Annotated in this window: 14 protein-coding genes; 5 read left to right on the top strand and 9 right to left on the bottom strand. The window is 68.7% G+C overall.

What is annotated here, in order from left to right; genetic code table 11:
* The 6 genes from hfq to PM1_RS02070 form a co-directional block, all read right to left on the bottom strand.
* Positions 1–249, bottom strand: a complete 249-nt coding sequence (gene hfq / locus PM1_RS02095; RefSeq protein ID WP_003095657.1) for an RNA chaperone Hfq — start codon at positions 247–249, stop codon at positions 1–3.
* Between the two features lie 100 nt (positions 250–349).
* The gene (gene miaA, locus PM1_RS02090; RefSeq protein ID WP_009613482.1) at positions 350–1,315 is read right to left on the bottom strand and encodes a tRNA (adenosine(37)-N6)-dimethylallyltransferase MiaA; all 966 of its coding nucleotides are present in this window, start codon (positions 1,313–1,315) and stop codon (positions 350–352) included.
* Positions 1,316–1,407: 92 nt separating this feature from the next.
* Entirely contained in the window at positions 1,408–3,306 is a 1,899-nt protein-coding gene (mutL, locus tag PM1_RS02085; RefSeq protein ID WP_009613484.1) for a DNA mismatch repair endonuclease MutL, read from the bottom strand.
* On the bottom strand, positions 3,303–4,739 hold the full coding sequence (gene amiB / locus PM1_RS02080) for an N-acetylmuramoyl-L-alanine amidase AmiB (RefSeq protein ID WP_043299953.1): 1,437 nt from the start codon (positions 4,737–4,739) through the stop codon (positions 3,303–3,305). Before amiB ends, mutL begins: the two co-directional genes overlap by 4 nt.
* An 8-nt stretch (positions 4,740–4,747) precedes the next feature.
* Complete coding sequence (tsaE, locus tag PM1_RS02075) at positions 4,748–5,215, bottom strand: tRNA (adenosine(37)-N6)-threonylcarbamoyltransferase complex ATPase subunit type 1 TsaE (protein WP_009613488.1); 468 nt, start codon at positions 5,213–5,215, stop codon at positions 4,748–4,750.
* A complete protein-coding gene (locus tag PM1_RS02070; RefSeq protein WP_009613490.1) occupies positions 5,203–6,705 on the bottom strand; it encodes a bifunctional ADP-dependent NAD(P)H-hydrate dehydratase/NAD(P)H-hydrate epimerase in 1,503 nt (500 codons plus the stop codon). The genes tsaE and PM1_RS02070 overlap by 13 nt, the downstream gene beginning before the upstream one ends.
* A gap of 82 nt (positions 6,706–6,787) precedes the next feature.
* Here PM1_RS02070 and queG point away from each other — a divergent pair, with 82 nt between their 5' ends.
* Complete coding sequence (gene queG, locus PM1_RS02065) at positions 6,788–7,876, top strand: tRNA epoxyqueuosine(34) reductase QueG (RefSeq protein ID WP_009613491.1); 1,089 nt, start codon at positions 6,788–6,790, stop codon at positions 7,874–7,876.
* Positions 7,877–8,366: 490 nt separating this feature from the next.
* Here queG and orn read toward each other — a convergent pair whose 3' ends face one another.
* On the bottom strand, positions 8,367–8,909 hold the full coding sequence (orn, locus tag PM1_RS02055) for an oligoribonuclease (protein ID WP_009613492.1): 543 nt from the start codon (positions 8,907–8,909) through the stop codon (positions 8,367–8,369).
* A gap of 89 nt (positions 8,910–8,998) precedes the next feature.
* Here orn and rsgA point away from each other — a divergent pair, with 89 nt between their 5' ends.
* A complete protein-coding gene (rsgA, locus tag PM1_RS02050) occupies positions 8,999–10,030 on the top strand; it encodes a small ribosomal subunit biogenesis GTPase RsgA (RefSeq protein WP_009613493.1) in 1,032 nt (343 codons plus the stop codon).
* A gap of 735 nt (positions 10,031–10,765) precedes the next feature.
* On the opposite strand, the gene motB is transcribed toward rsgA, so the two are convergent.
* Both motB and motA read right to left on the bottom strand, forming a co-directional pair.
* On the bottom strand, positions 10,766–11,827 hold the full coding sequence (gene motB, locus PM1_RS02045) for a flagellar motor protein MotB (protein ID WP_009613494.1): 1,062 nt from the start codon (positions 11,825–11,827) through the stop codon (positions 10,766–10,768).
* 270 nt (positions 11,828–12,097) lie between these two features.
* Positions 12,098–12,949 carry a flagellar motor stator protein MotA gene (gene motA / locus PM1_RS02040; protein ID WP_009613496.1) on the bottom strand — a complete coding sequence of 284 codons (852 nt, stop codon included), beginning with the start codon at positions 12,947–12,949 and terminating at the stop codon, positions 12,098–12,100.
* A 122-nt stretch (positions 12,950–13,071) separates the two neighbouring features.
* Between motA and PM1_RS02035 the strand changes: the two genes are divergently transcribed.
* From PM1_RS02035 to asd, 3 genes are all read left to right on the top strand, one after another.
* Positions 13,072–14,622, top strand: a complete 1,551-nt coding sequence (locus PM1_RS02035; RefSeq protein WP_009613498.1) for an HDOD domain-containing protein — start codon at positions 13,072–13,074, stop codon at positions 14,620–14,622.
* Positions 14,623–14,749: 127 nt separating this feature from the next.
* A complete protein-coding gene (rhdA, locus tag PM1_RS02030; RefSeq protein WP_009613500.1) occupies positions 14,750–15,565 on the top strand; it encodes a thiosulfate sulfurtransferase in 816 nt (271 codons plus the stop codon).
* A gap of 3 nt (positions 15,566–15,568) precedes the next feature.
* Positions 15,569–16,438 carry an archaetidylserine decarboxylase gene (asd, locus tag PM1_RS02025; RefSeq protein ID WP_009613502.1) on the top strand — a complete coding sequence of 290 codons (870 nt, stop codon included), beginning with the start codon at positions 15,569–15,571 and terminating at the stop codon, positions 16,436–16,438.
* Positions 16,439–16,487: the final 49 nt, after the last annotated feature.

Here is a 16,487-nt window from a genome sequence, read left to right as displayed (position 1 = left end):
TCAAGCGTTGCCCGGCTCGGCCGGTTGATCGCCGCTGGGCAGACGCACCGGACGGCTGGGCACGACGGTGGAAATGGCGTGCTTGTAGACCATCTGGCTGACAGTGTTCTTCAGCAAAATCACGAACTGGTCGAAGGATTCGATCTGACCTTGCAGCTTGATACCGTTCACCAGGTAGATGGAGACCGGTACGCGTTCTTTTCGCAGGGTATTCAGGTAAGGGTCTTGTAGCGAATGCCCTTTTGACATATGCCGCACTCCTTTAGGGAATCAATAGATTTAGTAGTAGTCGAATGGCTTGTTGCCGTCGGTAACCCCAAGGATAGACGGCTGAATTATGGTCTCGAACCTATATGGAGACCGCCTCAAGATATTTCAAGGCACGCGGCAGATTGTCGCCTGCCAGACTGTCCAACCAGTGTAGATGGCCCCAGCTGCGCAGCCAGGTGAACTGGCGCTTGGCTAGTTGCCGGGTGGCAATCACGCCGCGCTCCTCCATCTCAGCGTAGGACAGTTTGCCCTCGAGGTATTCCCATACCTGTCGGTAGCCCACGGCACGAATGGATGGCAGAGCGGCGTGCAAGTCGTCTCTCGCGCGAAGTGCTTCGACCTCGGCGATGAAGCCCTGTTCCAGCATCTGACGAAAACGTTGCGCGATTCGCGCGTGCAGTACCTGGCGCTGCTGAGGTGCAATCGCCAGTTGCGCCACAGTATACGGTAATTGCGCCGCGCCTGGCGCGCTGGCACCGGCATTTTCAGCCGCCTGGCGCCGGCGGTGGTCGCTCATCGACAAGCCGCTGACGCGTTGCACTTCCAGCGCCCTGACCAGGCGTTGCGGATCGTTGGGGTGGATGCGCGCCGCCGACTCAGGGTCGACCCGCTGCAATTCGGCATGCAGCGCCGCCCAGCCCTCGGCCGCGGCCCAGGCTTCCAACTCGGCGCGCACCGCCGGATCGGCGCTGGGCATGTCCGCCATACCCTCCAGCAATGCCTTGAAATACAACATGGTGCCGCCGACCAACAGGGGGATGCGCCCCGCCGCGGTGATCTCGGCCATGGCCGCCAGGGCGTCGGCGCGGAATTCCGCCGCCGAATAGCTTTCGGCCGGATCGCGGATGTCGATCAGGCGGTGCGGGAATTCGGCCAGAATGTCCTTCGAGGGCTTGGCCGTGCCGATGTCCATGCCCCGGTAGACCAGCGCCGAGTCGACGCTGACCAGCTCGATGGGCAGCAGCCGCGCCAGCTCCAGCGCCAGGTCGGTCTTGCCGGCGGCGGTCGGGCCCATGAGGAAGATGGCGGGAGGCAGGGAGGACATCGGCAACTCTTCGGCAGAACGGGCGCGCGCAAACCGCGCGCTGAATCGATTGGCGCGCAGTTTACTGCACTTGGCTTAACGCTGGCTTTATTTCAGCGCCCGCGTAGGAAGAGTTTGTCCAGCTCGTCCAGGCCCAGCTGCGTCCAGGTGGGCCGGCCGTGGTTGCACTGGCCGCTGCGCTCGGTGATTTCCATGTCGCGCAGCAGGGCGTTCATCTCCGGCAGCGTCAGGCGCCGGTTGGCGCGCACCGCGCCGTGGCAGGCCATGGTCCCGAGCAGTTCGTTGAGGTGCGCCTGGATGCGGTCGCTGGTGCCGTATTCCAGCAGGTCGGCGAGCACGTCGCGCACCAGTTGGGTCGCCTCGGCCTGCTTGAGCAGCGCGGGAATCTGGCGGATCGCCAGGCTTTCCGGGCCCAGGCGCTGCAGTTCGAAGCCGAGCCGGCTGAACCAGCCGCCGTGTTCCTCGGCGCAGTCGGCCTCGCGCTCGCTCACCGCGAGGGATTCGGGCACCAGCAGCGGCTGGCCGCGCAGGCCTTCGCTGTCCATGGCGACCTTCAGGCGCTCGTAGGTGATGCGCTCATGGGCCGCATGCATGTCCACCAGCACCAGGCCGTGGGCGTTCTCGGCGAGGATGTAGATGCCCTTGAGCTGGGCCAGGGCGTAGCCCAGCGGCGGGACATCCTGGGCGCTCTCGGGGAGCGGCTGGGGCGTGGATTGCTCCGGCAGCGGCGCGAAATAGGCGCGGTAGGCGCCCTGGGCCTCGGCGGCGGGCGGCATGTCCTGGCGCGGCGGCTGGTAGGAATAGCCGCCGCCGGAACCGGAACCACCGGAGCCGCTCCAGCTGCGCGCCGCGGCCGGGGCCTCCAGCACCTTGTCCGACAGGCTCATCTCGCCCTGCGGGCCGAACTCCCCGGCGGCCTGCCCGGTGGGGCGCGGCACGGTCAGGGTGGTGGCCCCCGGTGGCGCCAACTGGTCGTCCGGGCGCACCTCGGCGAGCGCCCGGTGCAGGGTGCCGTAGAGGAAGTCGTGGACCATGCGGCTGTCGCGGAAGCGCACTTCGTGCTTGGTCGGGTGCACGTTGACGTCCACCGTCGCCGGATCGACCTCCAGGAACAGCACGAAGGTCGGGTGGCGGCCGTTGTAGAGCACGTCGCGGTAGGCCTGGCGCACCGCGTGGGCGACCAGCTTGTCGCGCACCATGCGGCCGTTGACGTAGAAGTACTGCAGGTCCGGCTGGCTGCGCGAGAAGGTCGGCAGGCCGACCCAGCCCCACAGGTGCAGGCCGTTGCGCTCGATCTCGATGGGTAGCGCCTGCTCGAGGAAGGCCGGGCCGCACACGGCGCCGACGCGGCGCGCGCGGGCGGTCTCGTCCGCGGCCTCGTGCAGGCTGAAGATGGTCTTGCCGTTGTGGCGCAGGTGGAAGGCCACGTCGAAGCGGGCCAGGGCCAGGCGCTTGATGACTTCCTGCAGGTGGTCGAACTCGGTCTTCTCGGCGCGCAGGAACTTGCGCCGCGCCGGGGTGTTGAAGAACAGGTCGCGGACCTCGACGCTGGTGCCCACCGGATGCGCCGCCGGCTGCACCCGCGGCTGCATGTCGCGGCCCTCGGTCTCCACCTGCCAGGCCTGCTCGGCGTCGGCGGTGCGCGAGGTCATGGTCAGCCGCGACACCGAGCTGATCGAGGCCAGGGCCTCGCCGCGGAAGCCCAGGCTCATCACCGCCTCGAGGTCTTCCAGCTCGCGGATCTTGCTGGTGGCGTGGCGCGCCAGGGCCAGCGGCAGGTCGTCGGCAGGAATGCCGCCGCCGTCGTCGCGTACCCGCAGCAGCTTGATGCCGCCCTGCTCCACCTCGACGTCGATGCGCCGGGCGCCGGCGTCCAGGCAGTTCTCCAGCAGTTCCTTGATCACCGAGGCCGGGCGCTCGACCACCTCGCCGGCGGCGATCTGGTTGGCCAGCCGCGGGCTGAGCAGCTGGATGCGGCGTGAATCGTTCATTGCTGCGCCGCCAGGGAGGTCGCGGGGATGTTCAGCACCTGGCCGATGCGCACGCTATCGGTCTTCAGGTTGTTGGTGCTGCGCAGGGTGGCCATGCTCACGTCGTAGCGCGCGGCGATCATCGACAGGCTCTCGCCGGCGCGCACCACGTGCTGGCGCGGCCCGCTGGAAATCTGCCCGCCGTCGCGCAGCGAGGCGATGTAGGTGCCCGGCGGCGGCGTCTGCACGAAGTACTGGCGCACACCGGCGGCGATGGAGCGGGCCAGGGCCTGCTGGTGCGAGGCGCTGTTGAGCTTCTGCGACTCGCCGGGATTGGAGATGAAGCCGGTCTCCACCAGGATCGACGGGATGTCCGGCGACTTCAGCACCATGAAGCCGGCCTGCTCGACGCGGTTCTTGTGCAGCGAGGTGACGCGGCCGACGTTGGTCAGCACCTTGTGCCCGACGTCCAGGCTGGAGGACATGGTGGCGGTCATCGACAGGTCGAGCAGCACGCCGGCGAGCATGTGGTCCTTGTCGTCGAGGCTGACGCTGCCGTCGCCGCCGATCAGGTCGGAACGGTTTTCGCTGTCGGCCAGCCAGCGCGCGGTCTCGGAGGTGGCGCCGCGGTCGGAGAGGGCGAACACCGAGGCACCGAAGGCGCTGCGGCTGGGAGCGGCGTCGGCGTGGATGGAGACGAACAGGTCGGCGCCCTTCTTGCGCGCGATGGCGGTACGCCCGCGCAGCGGGATGAAGTAATCGCCGGTGCGCGTCAGCTCGGCGCGGAAGCCCTTCATCTGGTTGATCTGCCGCTGCAGTTCGCGGGCGATCGACAGGGTGATGTTCTTCTCGTGCAGGCCGTTCGGGCCGGAGGCGCCCGGGTCCTCGCCGCCGTGGCCGGCGTCGATGGCGATGATGATATCGCGCTTGCCGCCGGCCGGGACCGGCGCCTTGGCCACCGGCTGCGTCGGCGTCACCGGGGTGGCCGGCTGGTTCGGCGTGGGCGTGGCGGGCACGTCGGGGGTGATGTCCGCGCCCTGGTCGTAGAGGTCCACCACCAGGCGGTTGCCGTACTGCTGGTTGGGCGGCAGGACGAAGCTCTTGGGCGTCACCTGGGCGGACAGGTCCAGCACCAGGCGCAGGTCGGTGGGCGAACGCTGCGCCGAGCGCACCGAGGTGATCGGGGTGTTCTTCAGCTTGAGCTGGTTCAGTGCGGTACTCAGTTGCGCGCCATTGAGATCGATGACGATGCGGTTCGGCGCGCTGAGGGTGAACAGGCTGTGCTGCACCGGGCCGGACAGGTCGAACACCAGGCGCGTGTTGTCCGGTGCGCGCCACAGGCGCACGCTCTTGATCTGCGTGATTTGCGCGGCGGCAAGAACCTCGCCGGCGCCCAGCGCCAGCAGGATGAACAACCCGGCCAACAGCGCCCGAAGGCGCAACCCCCAACCCATGTTTTTTCTCATGCTCCCGTAGCCAGGACGGCGCACCAGGCTTCGCCCCGCACTCCGTGCGGTTCCAGGCGCAGCATGCGGCCGCCCGCTTGCGGAGTAATGGTAATGTCCAGGTCGGCCTTTGGCAAAATGCCCGCGCCCCTTTCGGCCCACTCGATCAGGCACAGGGCGCCGCCTTCGAAGTAATCGCGGATGCCCAGATATTCCAGTTCCTCGGGGTCGGCCAGGCGGTACAGATCGAAATGGAAGGCGCGCACCTCGCCCAGCTCGTAGGGCTCGACCAGGGTGAAGGTCGGGCTCTTCACCGCCCCGGCATGGCCCAGGCCGCGCAGAATGCCGCGCGAGAGCGTGGTCTTGCCGGCGCCGAGGTCGCCGTGCAGGTAGATCACCCCGCGCCCGCCGGTGGCCCGGGCGATCCTCGCGCCCAGCGCGTACATGGCCTCCTCGCCGTCGGCGAACAGCTTCAGTTCAGGCATGGGGCGAACTCCTCGAGCAACTGACGAACGGCAGGGATCAGGTCGCTGGCCGCGAGCCCCCGCCCCTGCGCGCCAAGCATTTCGCCGGCGCGGGCGTGCAGCCAGACGGCCAGGCAGGCGGCGTCGAAGGGTTCCAGTTTCTGCGCCAGCAACGCGCCAACTATCCCGGACAGCACGTCCCCCAGGCCGGCGGTGGCCATGGCCGGATGACCATGGGAGCACAGCGCCAGGCGGCCGTCCGGCGCAGCGACCAGGCTGCCGACGCCCTTGAGCACGGCCACCACCTGGTAGCGGCTGGCCAGTTCGCGCGCGGCGGCAGCCCGGTCGGCCTGCACCTCGGCGGTGGAGCGGCCCAGCAGGCGCGCCGCCTCGGCGGGATGCGGGGTGATCACCAGGCTGCCCGCCGGGCGCTGCACCTGGCCCTCGGCCAGCAGGTTGAGCGCATCGGCGTCCCACACCTGGGGCAGCTCCAGACTGGCCGCGGCGCTGGCCAGGCAGCGACCCCAGGCGTTGCGGCCGATGCCGGGGCCGACCACCAGCACGCTGGCGCGCTCGGTGGCGCGCAGCACCTCGGCTGACGAGGACACGCCGCGGGTCATCAGTTCCGGGCAGCGCGCCAGCGCCGCCGGCACGTGGGCGGCGCGGGTGGCGATGGAGACCAGCCCGGCGCCGCTGCGCAGGGCCGCTTCGCCGGCCAGCAGGGTGGCGCCGCCCATGCCGTGATCGCCACCGATCAGCAGCAGGTGGCCAAACAGCCCCTTGTGCGCCGCCTTCGGCCGCGGCGCCAGCTGTGCCAGGCTGCTGGGCGCCAGGCGCGTGGCCTGGGCATCCTCGGGCAGTTGCGCGGGGTCGGCGTCGAGGTTGTCGAAGGCCAGTTCGCCGCACTGGTCCGGGCCTTCGCCGGTGAACAGGCCGAACTTGAGGCCGATGAAGGTCACCGTCAGGTCGGCGCGCACCGCGCAGCCCAGCACCTGGCCGGTGTCGGCGCTGAGGCCGGAGGGGATGTCGATGGCCAGGACCGGCAGGCCGCTGGAGTTGATGCGATCGATGGCCGCCGCATACGGATCGCGCACCGCGCCACCGAGACCGGTGCCGAGCAGCGCATCCACCAGCACGCCATGCAGTTCGGCGTGTTCGTGCCAGGGCAGGATGGTCACGCCGGCGGCCAGGGCCTCGGCGTGGGCGGATGCGGCGTCGCCGGCCAGCCGCGCGGTGTCGCCCACCGCCAGCACGCGCACGTTCCAGCCGGCGCGCTGGGCCAGGGCGGCGACCAGATAGCCGTCGCCGGCGTTGTTGCCGTGCCCGGCCAGCACAGTCAGGCGCCCGGCGTCCGGCCAGCGCCGGCGCAGGGCGCGCCAGGCGGCGTGGGCGGCGCGCTGCATGAGTTCGAAGCCGGGAGTGCCGGCGGCGATCAGGCGCGCGTCGAGGTCGCGCACCTGCCGGGCGCTGTACAGCGCGGTCGGCAGACTGTCGTGAGGGTGCGAATTCATCGGGTTTCCGCGGGGAATCGGGCGCCGGTCGGCGCGGTCTGGCAGAATTATACCTACCCCGGTCCCGCTTTCCCGCCCCCGCATGCACGATTCCACATCCGATTACAGCGCCATCGCCGAGCGCATCAAGGCCTGGGGCCGCGAGCTGGGCTTCCAGCAGGTCGGCATCGGCGGCCTGGACCTGGCCAGCCACGGCGAGCACCTGCAACGCTGGCTGGCCGCCGGCTACCACGGCGAGATGGACTACATGGGCGCCCACGGCAGCAAGCGCTGGCGCCCGGACGAACTGGTGCCCGGCACCCTGCGGGTGGTCTCGCTGCGCATGGACTACCTGCCCGGCGACACGCGCATGGCCCAGCGCCTGGCCGAGCCGGAGAAGGCCTACGTATCGCGCTACGCCCTGGGCCGCGACTACCACAAGCTGGTGCGCAAGCGCCTGCAGCAGCTGGCCGAGCGCATCCAGCAGGAGGTCGGCCCGTTCGGCTACCGCGCCTTCGTCGACAGCGCGCCGGTGCTGGAGAAGGCCATCGGCGAACAGGCCGGGCTCGGCTGGATCGGCAAGAACACCCTGCTGCTCAACCGCAAGGCCGGCAGCTACTTCTTCCTCGGCGAACTCTTCACCGACCTGCCGCTGCCCCTGGACGAACCCCACGGCAGCGAGCACTGCGGGCGCTGCAGCGCCTGCCTGGACATCTGCCCGACCAACGCCTTCGTCGGCCCCTACGTGCTGGACGCGCGGCGCTGCATCTCCTACCTGACCATCGAGCTGAAGGGCCCGATCCCCGAGGAGCTGCGCGCGCCCATGGGCAACCGGGTGTTCGGCTGCGACGACTGCCAGATCGTCTGCCCGTGGAACCGCTTCGCCCGGCCCAGCGGGCAGGGCGACTTCCAGCCACGCCACGGGCTGGACAATGCCGAGTTGGCCGAGCTGTTCCTGTGGAGCGAGGACGAGTTCCTCAGCCGCACTGAAGGCTCGCCGCTACGCCGCGCGGGCTATGAAAGGTGGCTGCGCAACCTGGCGGTGGGGCTGGGCAATGCGCCGTCGAGCATTCCGGTGATAGAGGCGCTGAAGGCACGGCGGGAGTTTCCGTCGGAGTTGGTGCGCGAGCATGTCGAGTGGGCGCTGCGGCGGCATGGGATCGCCCCTACACCGTCCGGCAATGCCCCGTAGGATGGCGTTGAGCGAAGCGATACCCATCGCCATGACCGCATGGGTATCGCAAGCTCAACCCATCCTACGAAAAGCACTTCAAATGCGCCTTCGAGCATTCCGGTAATAGAGGCGTTGAAGGCGCGGCGGGAGTTTCCGTCGGAGTTGGTGCGCGAGCACGTCGAGTGGGCGCTGCGGCGGCATGGGGTGGGACGGTAGGGGTTCTGCTGGCTGGGTTGGGAGCGCGTCCTGAAGAGCCCCTCTCCCCAGCCCTCTCCCTGAAGGGAGAGGGAGCTAGTCCGTGCCGGCTGAAAGCAAGGTTTCAGCTGGGCACCACAGCGGAATATCCGGCTGACTGCAAAACATCCAACCCTGCCCAACGGTCCCCTCTCCCTTCAGGGCGGGGCGCGCAGCCGAGGGTTAGGGAGAGGGAGCGGAGCCAAACCGACACACCTCAGCCACCTGGAAACCCCGTTCGCGAGCAAGCTCGCTCCTACGAAAAACCAGCGACTCAGACCTTGATGAAGGTCTCGCGGTAATAGCGCAGCTCGGCGATGGATTCGCGGATGTCGTCCAGCGCCAGGTGGGTATTGCCCTTCTTGAAGCCATCCCGCACCTGCGGAGCCCAGCGCGCCGCCAGTTCCTTGAGGGTGGAGACATCCAGGTTGCGGTAGTGGAAGTAGGCCTCCAGCTTCGGCATGTACCTATAGAGGAAGCGGCGGTCCTGGCAGATGCTGTTGCCGCAGATCGGCGAGGCGCGCTTGGGCACCCATTTTTCCAGGAAGGCCAGGGTCATGGCCTCGGCCTGGGTGGCGTCGATGGTGCTTTCGCGCACGCGCTGGGTCAGGCCCGACTGGCCGTGCTGGCGGGTGTTCCACTCGTCCATGCCGGCGAGGGTCTCCTCGCTCTGGTGCACGGCGATCACCGGGCCTTCCGCGAGAATGTTCAGCTCGCTGTCGGTGACGATGGTGGCCATTTCGATGATCACGTCCCGGTCCGGGTCCAGGCCGGTCATCTCCAGGTCGATCCAGATCAGGTTCTGTGGGTTCTGCATGGTGCGCTCCTAGGCTCAAGCCCTCTAGTTTAGCGGGAAGAGCGAATGCGCATGCTAAACTCGCCGGCGATTTTTCCCGTGGATTGCATATGGCCAAGCGTCATCTCACCCGCCGGCAGAGCTGGCGCATCGAAAAGATCCAGGAAGAGCGCGCCGCGCGTGCCGCCAAGCGCGAGTCGCGGGCCCTGGAAGAGCTGGAAGGCGGCGACCTGGGGCCGGAGCAGAACGGCCTGGTGATCGCCCACTTCGGCGTCCAGGTGGAAGTCGAGGCGCTGGAGGGCGAGCACGCCGGCGAGGTGCTGCGCTGCCACCTGCGCGCCAACCTGCCGCCACTGGTGACCGGCGACCGCGTGGTCTGGCGCCCGGGCAACCAGGGCATCGGCGTGATAGTCGCGCAGCTGCCGCGCACCTCCGAGCTGTGCCGCCCGGACATGCGCGGCCTGCTCAAGCCGGTGGCGGCCAACGTCGACCGCATCGTCATCGTCTTCGCCCCGCGCCCGGAACCCCACGCCAACCTGATCGACCGCTACCTGATCGCCGCCGAGCACGCCGGCATCCAGCCGCTGCTGCTGCTGAACAAGGCCGACCTGATCGACGAGCAGAACGCCGAGCAGATCGACGCGCTGCTGGGCACCTACCGCGACCTGGGCTACCCGTTGCTGGAGGTCTCGGCCTTCAACGGCCTAGCCATGGACGCCCTGCGCGCGGCGCTGAACGATCACGTCAGCGTGTTCGTCGGCCAGTCCGGGGTGGGCAAGTCGTCGCTGGTCAACGCCCTGCTACCGGGGGTGGACACCCGCGTCGGCGACCTCTCGGAAATCACCGGCAAGGGCACCCACACCACCACCACGGCGCGGCTGTTCCACTTCCCCGCCGGCGGCGACCTGATCGACTCCCCCGGCATCCGCGAATTCGGCCTGGGGCACGTCACCCGCGACGACGTCGAGGCCGGCTTCATCGAGTTCCGCGACCTGCTCGGGCACTGCCGCTTCCGCGACTGCAAGCACGACCGCGAGCCCGGCTGCGCGCTGCTCAAGGCGCTGGAGGAAGGCCGCATCAGCCCGCAGCGCATGGCCAGTTATCGGCACATTCTCGCCAGCCTGCCGGAAACGGATTACTGATCAGCGCCCGCGCTCCGACAACTTTGTCGGAGCGCCAGGCCCGCCTTCACTGTAATGCTGTTCACTTAAGCGGTTCAGCGAAGGTGCGCCAGCCTGGCTTCGCTCCCTCACCCCAGCCCTCTCCCAAAGGGAGAGGGGGCTATTCGGAGCGTGCGGGGAGTTCGGCGTCATCCCGGAACGCCTACCTCTTCTCGTCATTCCCGAGAACGCGAGCCCTGGGTTCGCGAGCAAGCTCGCTCCTACGAAAAGCCAAAGCTTTTGGACTTCCAGAGAAATACCCGAGCGCACCGGAACGCCCCTTCAGAAGGCCGAGCGAAACCGGCGCTCAGGAGGTCATGCGACATGGATGTCGCGAGAGCCCCGATGGGCTACAGGGACGTACCCTCGGGGCGGGCCTCCGTGGCGGGGGAGTTCGCGAGGGTAGCCCGGCTCCATCGGGCCCGTATGTCGGGGCAAGCCTTTTTGGTTCCTTTTTGCGGGGGTGGCCTTCCACCGTTTGACAAAAGGGACTCGCCCGAGGGGGCGAAACGAGAAACATCAACGCACTCGGTGCGGCGCGCTACACCCAAACAAGACGTCTCTGGGTTATTCCCCTTCTGGCCAGCGCAAGTATTGTTCGCGGCAATGACGAGGTTAAGACCGGAGTGGGGCAAGCCTCGCGAGCCAAGCCATAACCCCAAATAAAAAATACCGTTTCCCCCAGGTATCCTTTCTTAAGTGAACAGCATTACGCCTTCACTGCTTCTTCAGCTCGTCCAGCTTCAGCTTGCCGTCATCGAACAGGTTGAGCTTCTCGCGCACCTGTTCGGCGGGCAGCGGCTGGGACGCGGGCGCGGCGCCCTGGGGCGGCGTCGGCGCGGCCCCGGCTGGCGTTGCCGCCCCGGCAGGAGAAGTGGCCGGCTGGCTGGCCGCCGGCTCCTCGGCGGTGCCGTCCTGGCCCTCGATGGCGCGTTGCGCACGCTTGGTCAGGACGATGATGTCGATGCGCCGGTTCACCGGGTTCAGCGGGTTCTTGCGGTCGAACAGTTGCGACGAGGCGTAGCCCACCACCCGGGCGATCTGCCCTTCCGGATAGCCGCCGGCCACCAGGGCGCGGCGCGCGGCGTTGGCGCGGTTGGCCGACAGCTCCCAGTTGCCGAACTCGTCGCCGGCGTAGGGCTTGGCATCGGTGTGGCCGCTGATGCTGATCTTGTTCGGCACCTGCTTGATGGTCTCGGCCATGGCCAGCAGGATGTCCTCGAAGTACGGCTGCAGGCGCGCGCTGCCCAGGTCGAACATCGGCCGGTTCTCGGCGTCGACGATCTGGATGCGCAGGCCGTCGCGGGTGATCTCGAACAGAATCTGGTCCTTGAAGCGGCGCAGCGTGGGGTTCTCGTCGACCTTGTTCTGCAACTCCTGGAGCAGCAGTTCCAGGCGCTCGTGCTCGATCTGCTCGGCCTGGCGCTCGGCTTCGGCGGGGTTGACCTCCTTCTCCGACTCCGGGCTGATGCGCGTCTCGTCCGCCTCCGGCTGCGCCTGGATCTGCGGGTTTAGGGTCTTGTCCGGGGCCGGCGTCGGCGTGCCGCCGAGGTCGATCACGTAGGGGCTGGCGCTCTCGGTGAAGCCGATGGGGTCCTGGAAGTAGCCGGAAATCGCCTTCTTCTGCTCAGGGGTGGCCGAGGACAGCAGCCACAACACCAGGAAGAACGCCATCATCGCCGTGGCGAAGTCGGCGAAGGCGATCTTCCAGGAGCCGCCGTGGTGGCCGGCGGCGTAGCGCTTGACGCGCTTGACGATGATCGGCTGGTTGTTGTCCATGCGATTAGTGTCTGATGGTGTTTCGACGCGAGCCGCGTTGCCGCGTCAAATCACGCCAAGCTAGGCGCGGGACGCAGGCAATGGTCGCCCCCTTGGCAAGTCCCGCAACGACGCATGGCGTGATTTGCCGCACAACCCGAAGGGACGGGCCGCATTTTGCGCAGTGCCGCGTTACTCGTCGTTCATTTGGAATCACCAAATCTCTCTCCTCGCGCCTTGCCCTGCGCAAAATGCGGCTCCGTCGCGGCCGTGTCGAAACGCCATCAGACACTACCTCCCGCGCACCGCCTGCTCGAGCTCGCTGAAGCTCGGACGGTGCGCCGGCAGCAGCACCTTGCGGCCGAACTCCACCGCCAGCGACGGCGGCATGCCCGAGGCCGAGGCCACCAGGCAAGCCTTGATCGCCTCGTAGAGGTTCAGCTCTTCCTTGGCGTCGTGCTCCAGGGCGTTGGACAGCGGGCCGACGAAGCCGTAGGCGGCGAGGATACCGAGGAAGGTGCCGACCAGCGCCGCGGCGACGTGGTGGCCGATCTCCGCCTGGCTGCCCTGGCCGAGCAGAGCCATGGTGATCACGATGCCGAGCACCGCGGCGACGATACCGAAGCCGGGCAGCGCGTCGGCGACGCGGGTCACGGCGTGGGACGGGTGCTCCAGGTCTTCCTTGAGGCTGCCCAGTTCCATGTCGAACAGGCCTTCCAGCTCGTGGGGGGCCATGTTGCCGGAGGACATGATGCGCAGGTAGTCGCAGATGTAGGCGGTCATGCGCTCGTCCTTCAGCACCGCCGGGTACTTGCTGAAGATGGGGCTGGAAGCGGGTTCCTCGAGGTCGGCCTCGATGGCCATCATGCCTTCGCGGCGGCTCTTGTTGAGGATCTCGTAGAGCATCCCCAGCACTTCCAGGTAGAAGACGTGGGTGAAGCGGTTGCTGAACATCTTCGGCGCCTTCTTCAGCACCGTCATGAAGGTGCTGCCGGGGTTCGCCTGGAGGAAAGCGCCCAGCGCGGCGCCACCGATGATCAGCACTTCGAAGGGCTGCACGATGGCCATGATCTTGCCGCCGGAGAGCAGGTAGCCGCCGAGGACGCTGCCCAGCAGGACAATGATGCCGATGATTTTTGCCATTGAAGAGTCGACTGGAACGGTGGACGGGACGGGAGCGCCAATATGCGCCACCCTCTTGTTATCGGAGAAACCGCGCAAGACTATAGGCTGCAAATTGTAAAAACCAGTTCGGCGGCCCAAGCATGCCCATCCAGACACCCGACCCGCAGCGCCTCGCCTCCTGGCTCCAGTTGCTGGAGGAGTTGCCGCTGCCGGTACCCGCCGAACAGCACGAGCGCGTGCGCCGCGCCCTGGCGGACAACCGCCGGTCCCTGCGCGACATCGTCGACCTGCTGCAGGACAGCCCCACCCTGGCCCTGGCCATCCTGCGCGAGGCCAACCGCGCGCGCATGGCCCAGGACAACCCGGCGGAAAGCCTGGAAGTGGCCCTCAGCCGCCTCGGCCTGGTGCGCGCCACGGCCCTGCTGGAGAGCCTGCCCAGCGTGCCCGAGGCGCAGATGCCGCCGGCCCTGGGGCAGATGCTGCTGATCAGCCGCCACGCCATGCAGCAGGCCAGCGGCCTGTTCGCCAGCCGCCTGGCGCGCCTGTGGCAGGAAATCCACTGGGGCAGCCTGTTCATCCTGGCGCCGGTCTGGGCCCTGGCCACGGCGCGCCCGGACCTGCTCGAAGAATGGCAACAGCAGGTGCTCGGCGAAGGCCGCGCCAGCGCCGAGGTGGAGCAGGAGCTGCTGGGCATGCGCCTGCTGCCGCTGTGCGCGGCCCTGGCCGAGCGCTGGCGCCTGCCGGAGTGGATCGGCCAGGGCCTGCGCCTGCTCGGCGAGGACCACGAACTGCTGGTCCGCGCCCTGCACCTGGCCCACGCCGAAAGCGAGCCGCTGGCCCAGCAGCAGCGCCTGGACGCCGACCCCGAGCTGGCGCGCTGGCTGACGCGCCCGGCCAACACCATCCTCCTGGCCAACAGCCTGGCGATGGCCGCGCACCAGTCCTGGGGCGGGCCGCACATGCTGCGCTGGCAGCGGCTCACCGCGCTCTATCTGCAGGAACCGCTGGAGGCGCTGCAGCAGCAGGTCCACGCCCTGGCCGTGGAAAGTGCCCGCAAGGACGCCGACGCCCGCTACTGGCACCCGGCCCAGGCGCTGCTCTGGCCCTGGGACAGCCAGCGCTGGCTGCCGCGCCACGCGCCCACGTCCGAGCCCACGGCGACGAACGCGCCCGCCCCTGCCGCCGGCAACCCCGAACAATGGCGCCGGCTGTGCGCCGAGCTGCTGCGCACGCCCAGTCCTTTCGGCAACCTGGTGCCGCTGCTGGAATGCGCCAGCGAAGCCCTGCACGCCTGCGGCCTGGGCCGCGCCGTGTTGTTGCTCGCCGACCGCCAGCAAAACCTGCTGCAGGCCCGCCGCAGCTTCGGCCTGGCCCCCGCGGAGCAGAACCTGCAACTGCCGGTGGCCGGCAGCCAGTTGCTGCGCCGCCTGCTGGAGCGCCCGGCGCGCCTGCACCTCACCCCGGCCAACATGGCCGAGTACTCCGCGCTGCTGCCCGGCCGCCTGAAGGCGGCGTTGCCCGGCAACCACCTGCTGCTGCGCTCCCTGGCCCGCGGCCCGCGCGTGGTGATGCTGGTGGTCGCCGACCGCAACGGCCACCCCATCGGCGAGGTCCAGGGCCAGGCCTTCGACAAGACCTGCCAGTGCATCGAGCGCGCCCTGCAGCAATTCGGCGCACCTGCGGCCCAGTGACACGCCCTGAAGCGATTGCCCGCCAGCGCCCCGCGCTTTTTCGTTAAACTGCGGGGTTTCGCGGGTAGCCCAGGGCGCCAGCTCACGCCATCCCGTCCCCCGCACCCGCCCTCAGGGAGATGCCGACATGTCCGCCTTTTCCGACCTGCCCCTGGTGATAGAACCGGCCGAGCTGGCCGCCCGCCTCGACGCTCCCGAGCTGATCCTGGTCGACCTGACCAGCCCGGCGCGCTACGCCGAGGGCCACCTGCCCGGCGCCCGCTTCGTCGCCCCCGCGCGCACCCAGTGGGGCCAGCCGCCGGCGCCCGGCCTGCTGCCGGCCAAGGCCGACCTGGAAGCGCTGTTCGGCGAACTGGGGCACAACCCGGACGCCGTGTACGTGGTGTACGACGACGAAGGCGGCGGCTGGGCCGGGCGCTTCATCTGGCTGCTGGACGTCATCGGCCACCAGCGCTACCACTACCTGGACGGCGGCCTGCACGCCTGGCTGGCCGAGGGCCGCGAGCTGAGCCAGGCGGTTCCGGCGCCGGCCGGCGGCCCGTTGCCGCTGACGCTGCACGACGAACCCACCGCCACCCGCGAATACCTGCAGAGCCGCCTGGGCGCCGCCGACCTGGCCGTCTGGGACGCGCGCAACCCCAGCGAATACAGCGGCCAGAAGGTGCTGGCGGCCAAGGCCGGGCACATCCCCGGCGCGGTCAACTTCGAGTGGACCGCCGGCATGGACGCGGCCCGCGCCCTGCGCATCCGCACCGACATGGCGCAAATCCTTCGCGACCTGGGCATCACCCCGGACAAGGAAGTGATCACCCACTGCCAGACCCACCACCGTTCCGGCTTCACCTACCTGGTGGCCAAGGCCCTCGGCTACCCGCGGGTCAAGGGCTATGCCGGCTCCTGGTCGGAATGGGGCAACCACCCCGACACCCCCGTAGAGGTTTAAGGAATGTCGTTCAAAGATCGTCTGTTCATCCTCGGCCAGTACCTGCTGCCGCATCACCTGCTGTCGCGCCTGATCGGCTGCGCGGCCGAATGCCGCGCCGCCTGGTTCAAGAACCGCCTGATCGGCTGGTTCGCCCGCCGCTACCAGGTCGACATGCGCGAGGCGCTGGTGGAAGACCTGCAGGCCTACGAGCACTTCAACGCCTTCTTCACCCGCGCCCTGAAGGACGGCGCGCGGCCGCTGGACGAAACGCCCGGCGGCGTGCTCTGCCCGGCCGACGGCGCCATCAGCCAGCTCGGCCCGATCGAGCACGGGCGCATCTTCCAGGCCAAGGGCCACAGCTTCAGCCTGACCGCGCTGCTGGGCGGCGACGCCGAGCGCGCCGCGCCCTTCATGGGCGGCAGCTTCGCCACCGTCTACCTCTCGCCCAAGGACTACCACCGCGTGCACATGCCGCTGGCCGGCACCCTGCGCGAGATGGTCTACGTGCCCGGCCGGCTGTTCTCGGTGAACCAGCTCACCGCCGAGCAGGTGCCGGAGCTCTTCGCCCGCAACGAGCGGGTGGTCTGCCTGTTCGACACCGAACGCGGCCCCATGGCCGTGGTGCTGGTGGGCGCGATGATCGTCGCCTCGGTGGAAACCGTCTGGGCCGGCCTGGTCACGCCGCCGAAGCGCGAGCTGAAGGCCTTCGCCTACGACGAAGCGGCCCGCCAGCCCATCCACCTGGAAAAAGGCGCGGAACTGGGGCGCTTCAAACTGGGCTCCACCGCCATAGTGCTGTTCGGCCCCGAGCAGGTCGCCTGGACCGAACAACTGGTCGCCGGCAGCCCGGTGCGCATGGGCCAGTTGCTGGGCAACGCCCGCCAGGCGTGAGCCGGCGCAGGCCGGGCAGCCTGTATCCGGCCTGTTACCCGAAAGCCAA

It is taken from the genome of Pseudomonas sp. M1, assembly GCF_022760135.1.
GTDB lineage: Bacteria > Pseudomonadota > Gammaproteobacteria > Pseudomonadales > Pseudomonadaceae > Pseudomonas > Pseudomonas citronellolis.
Note: the sequence above shows the minus strand (reverse complement) of the source record. Positions and strands in the feature narration are given on the sequence as shown.

Coding starts and splice junctions, on each gene's coding strand:
- hfq (WP_003095657.1), bottom strand. CDS start 249: ATGTCAAAAGGGCATTCGCTACAAGACCCTTACCTGAATACCCTGCGA.
- miaA (WP_009613482.1), bottom strand. CDS start 1,315: ATGTCCTCCCTGCCTCCCGCCATCTTCCTCATGGGCCCGACCGCCGCC.
- mutL (WP_009613484.1), bottom strand. CDS start 3,306: ATGAACGATTCACGCCGCATCCAGCTGCTCAGCCCGCGGCTGGCCAAC.
- amiB (WP_043299953.1), bottom strand. CDS start 4,739: ATGGGTTGGGGGTTGCGCCTTCGGGCGCTGTTGGCCGGGTTGTTCATC.
- tsaE (WP_009613488.1), bottom strand. CDS start 5,215: ATGCCTGAACTGAAGCTGTTCGCCGACGGCGAGGAGGCCATGTACGCG.
- PM1_RS02070 (WP_009613490.1), bottom strand. CDS start 6,705: ATGAATTCGCACCCTCACGACAGTCTGCCGACCGCGCTGTACAGCGCC.
- queG (WP_009613491.1), top strand. CDS start 6,788: ATGCACGATTCCACATCCGATTACAGCGCCATCGCCGAGCGCATCAAG.
- orn (WP_009613492.1), bottom strand. CDS start 8,909: ATGCAGAACCCACAGAACCTGATCTGGATCGACCTGGAGATGACCGGC.
- rsgA (WP_009613493.1), top strand. CDS start 8,999: ATGGCCAAGCGTCATCTCACCCGCCGGCAGAGCTGGCGCATCGAAAAG.
- motB (WP_009613494.1), bottom strand. CDS start 11,827: ATGGACAACAACCAGCCGATCATCGTCAAGCGCGTCAAGCGCTACGCC.
- motA (WP_009613496.1), bottom strand. CDS start 12,949: ATGGCAAAAATCATCGGCATCATTGTCCTGCTGGGCAGCGTCCTCGGC.
- PM1_RS02035 (WP_009613498.1), top strand. CDS start 13,072: ATGCCCATCCAGACACCCGACCCGCAGCGCCTCGCCTCCTGGCTCCAG.
- rhdA (WP_009613500.1), top strand. CDS start 14,750: ATGTCCGCCTTTTCCGACCTGCCCCTGGTGATAGAACCGGCCGAGCTG.
- asd (WP_009613502.1), top strand. CDS start 15,569: ATGTCGTTCAAAGATCGTCTGTTCATCCTCGGCCAGTACCTGCTGCCG.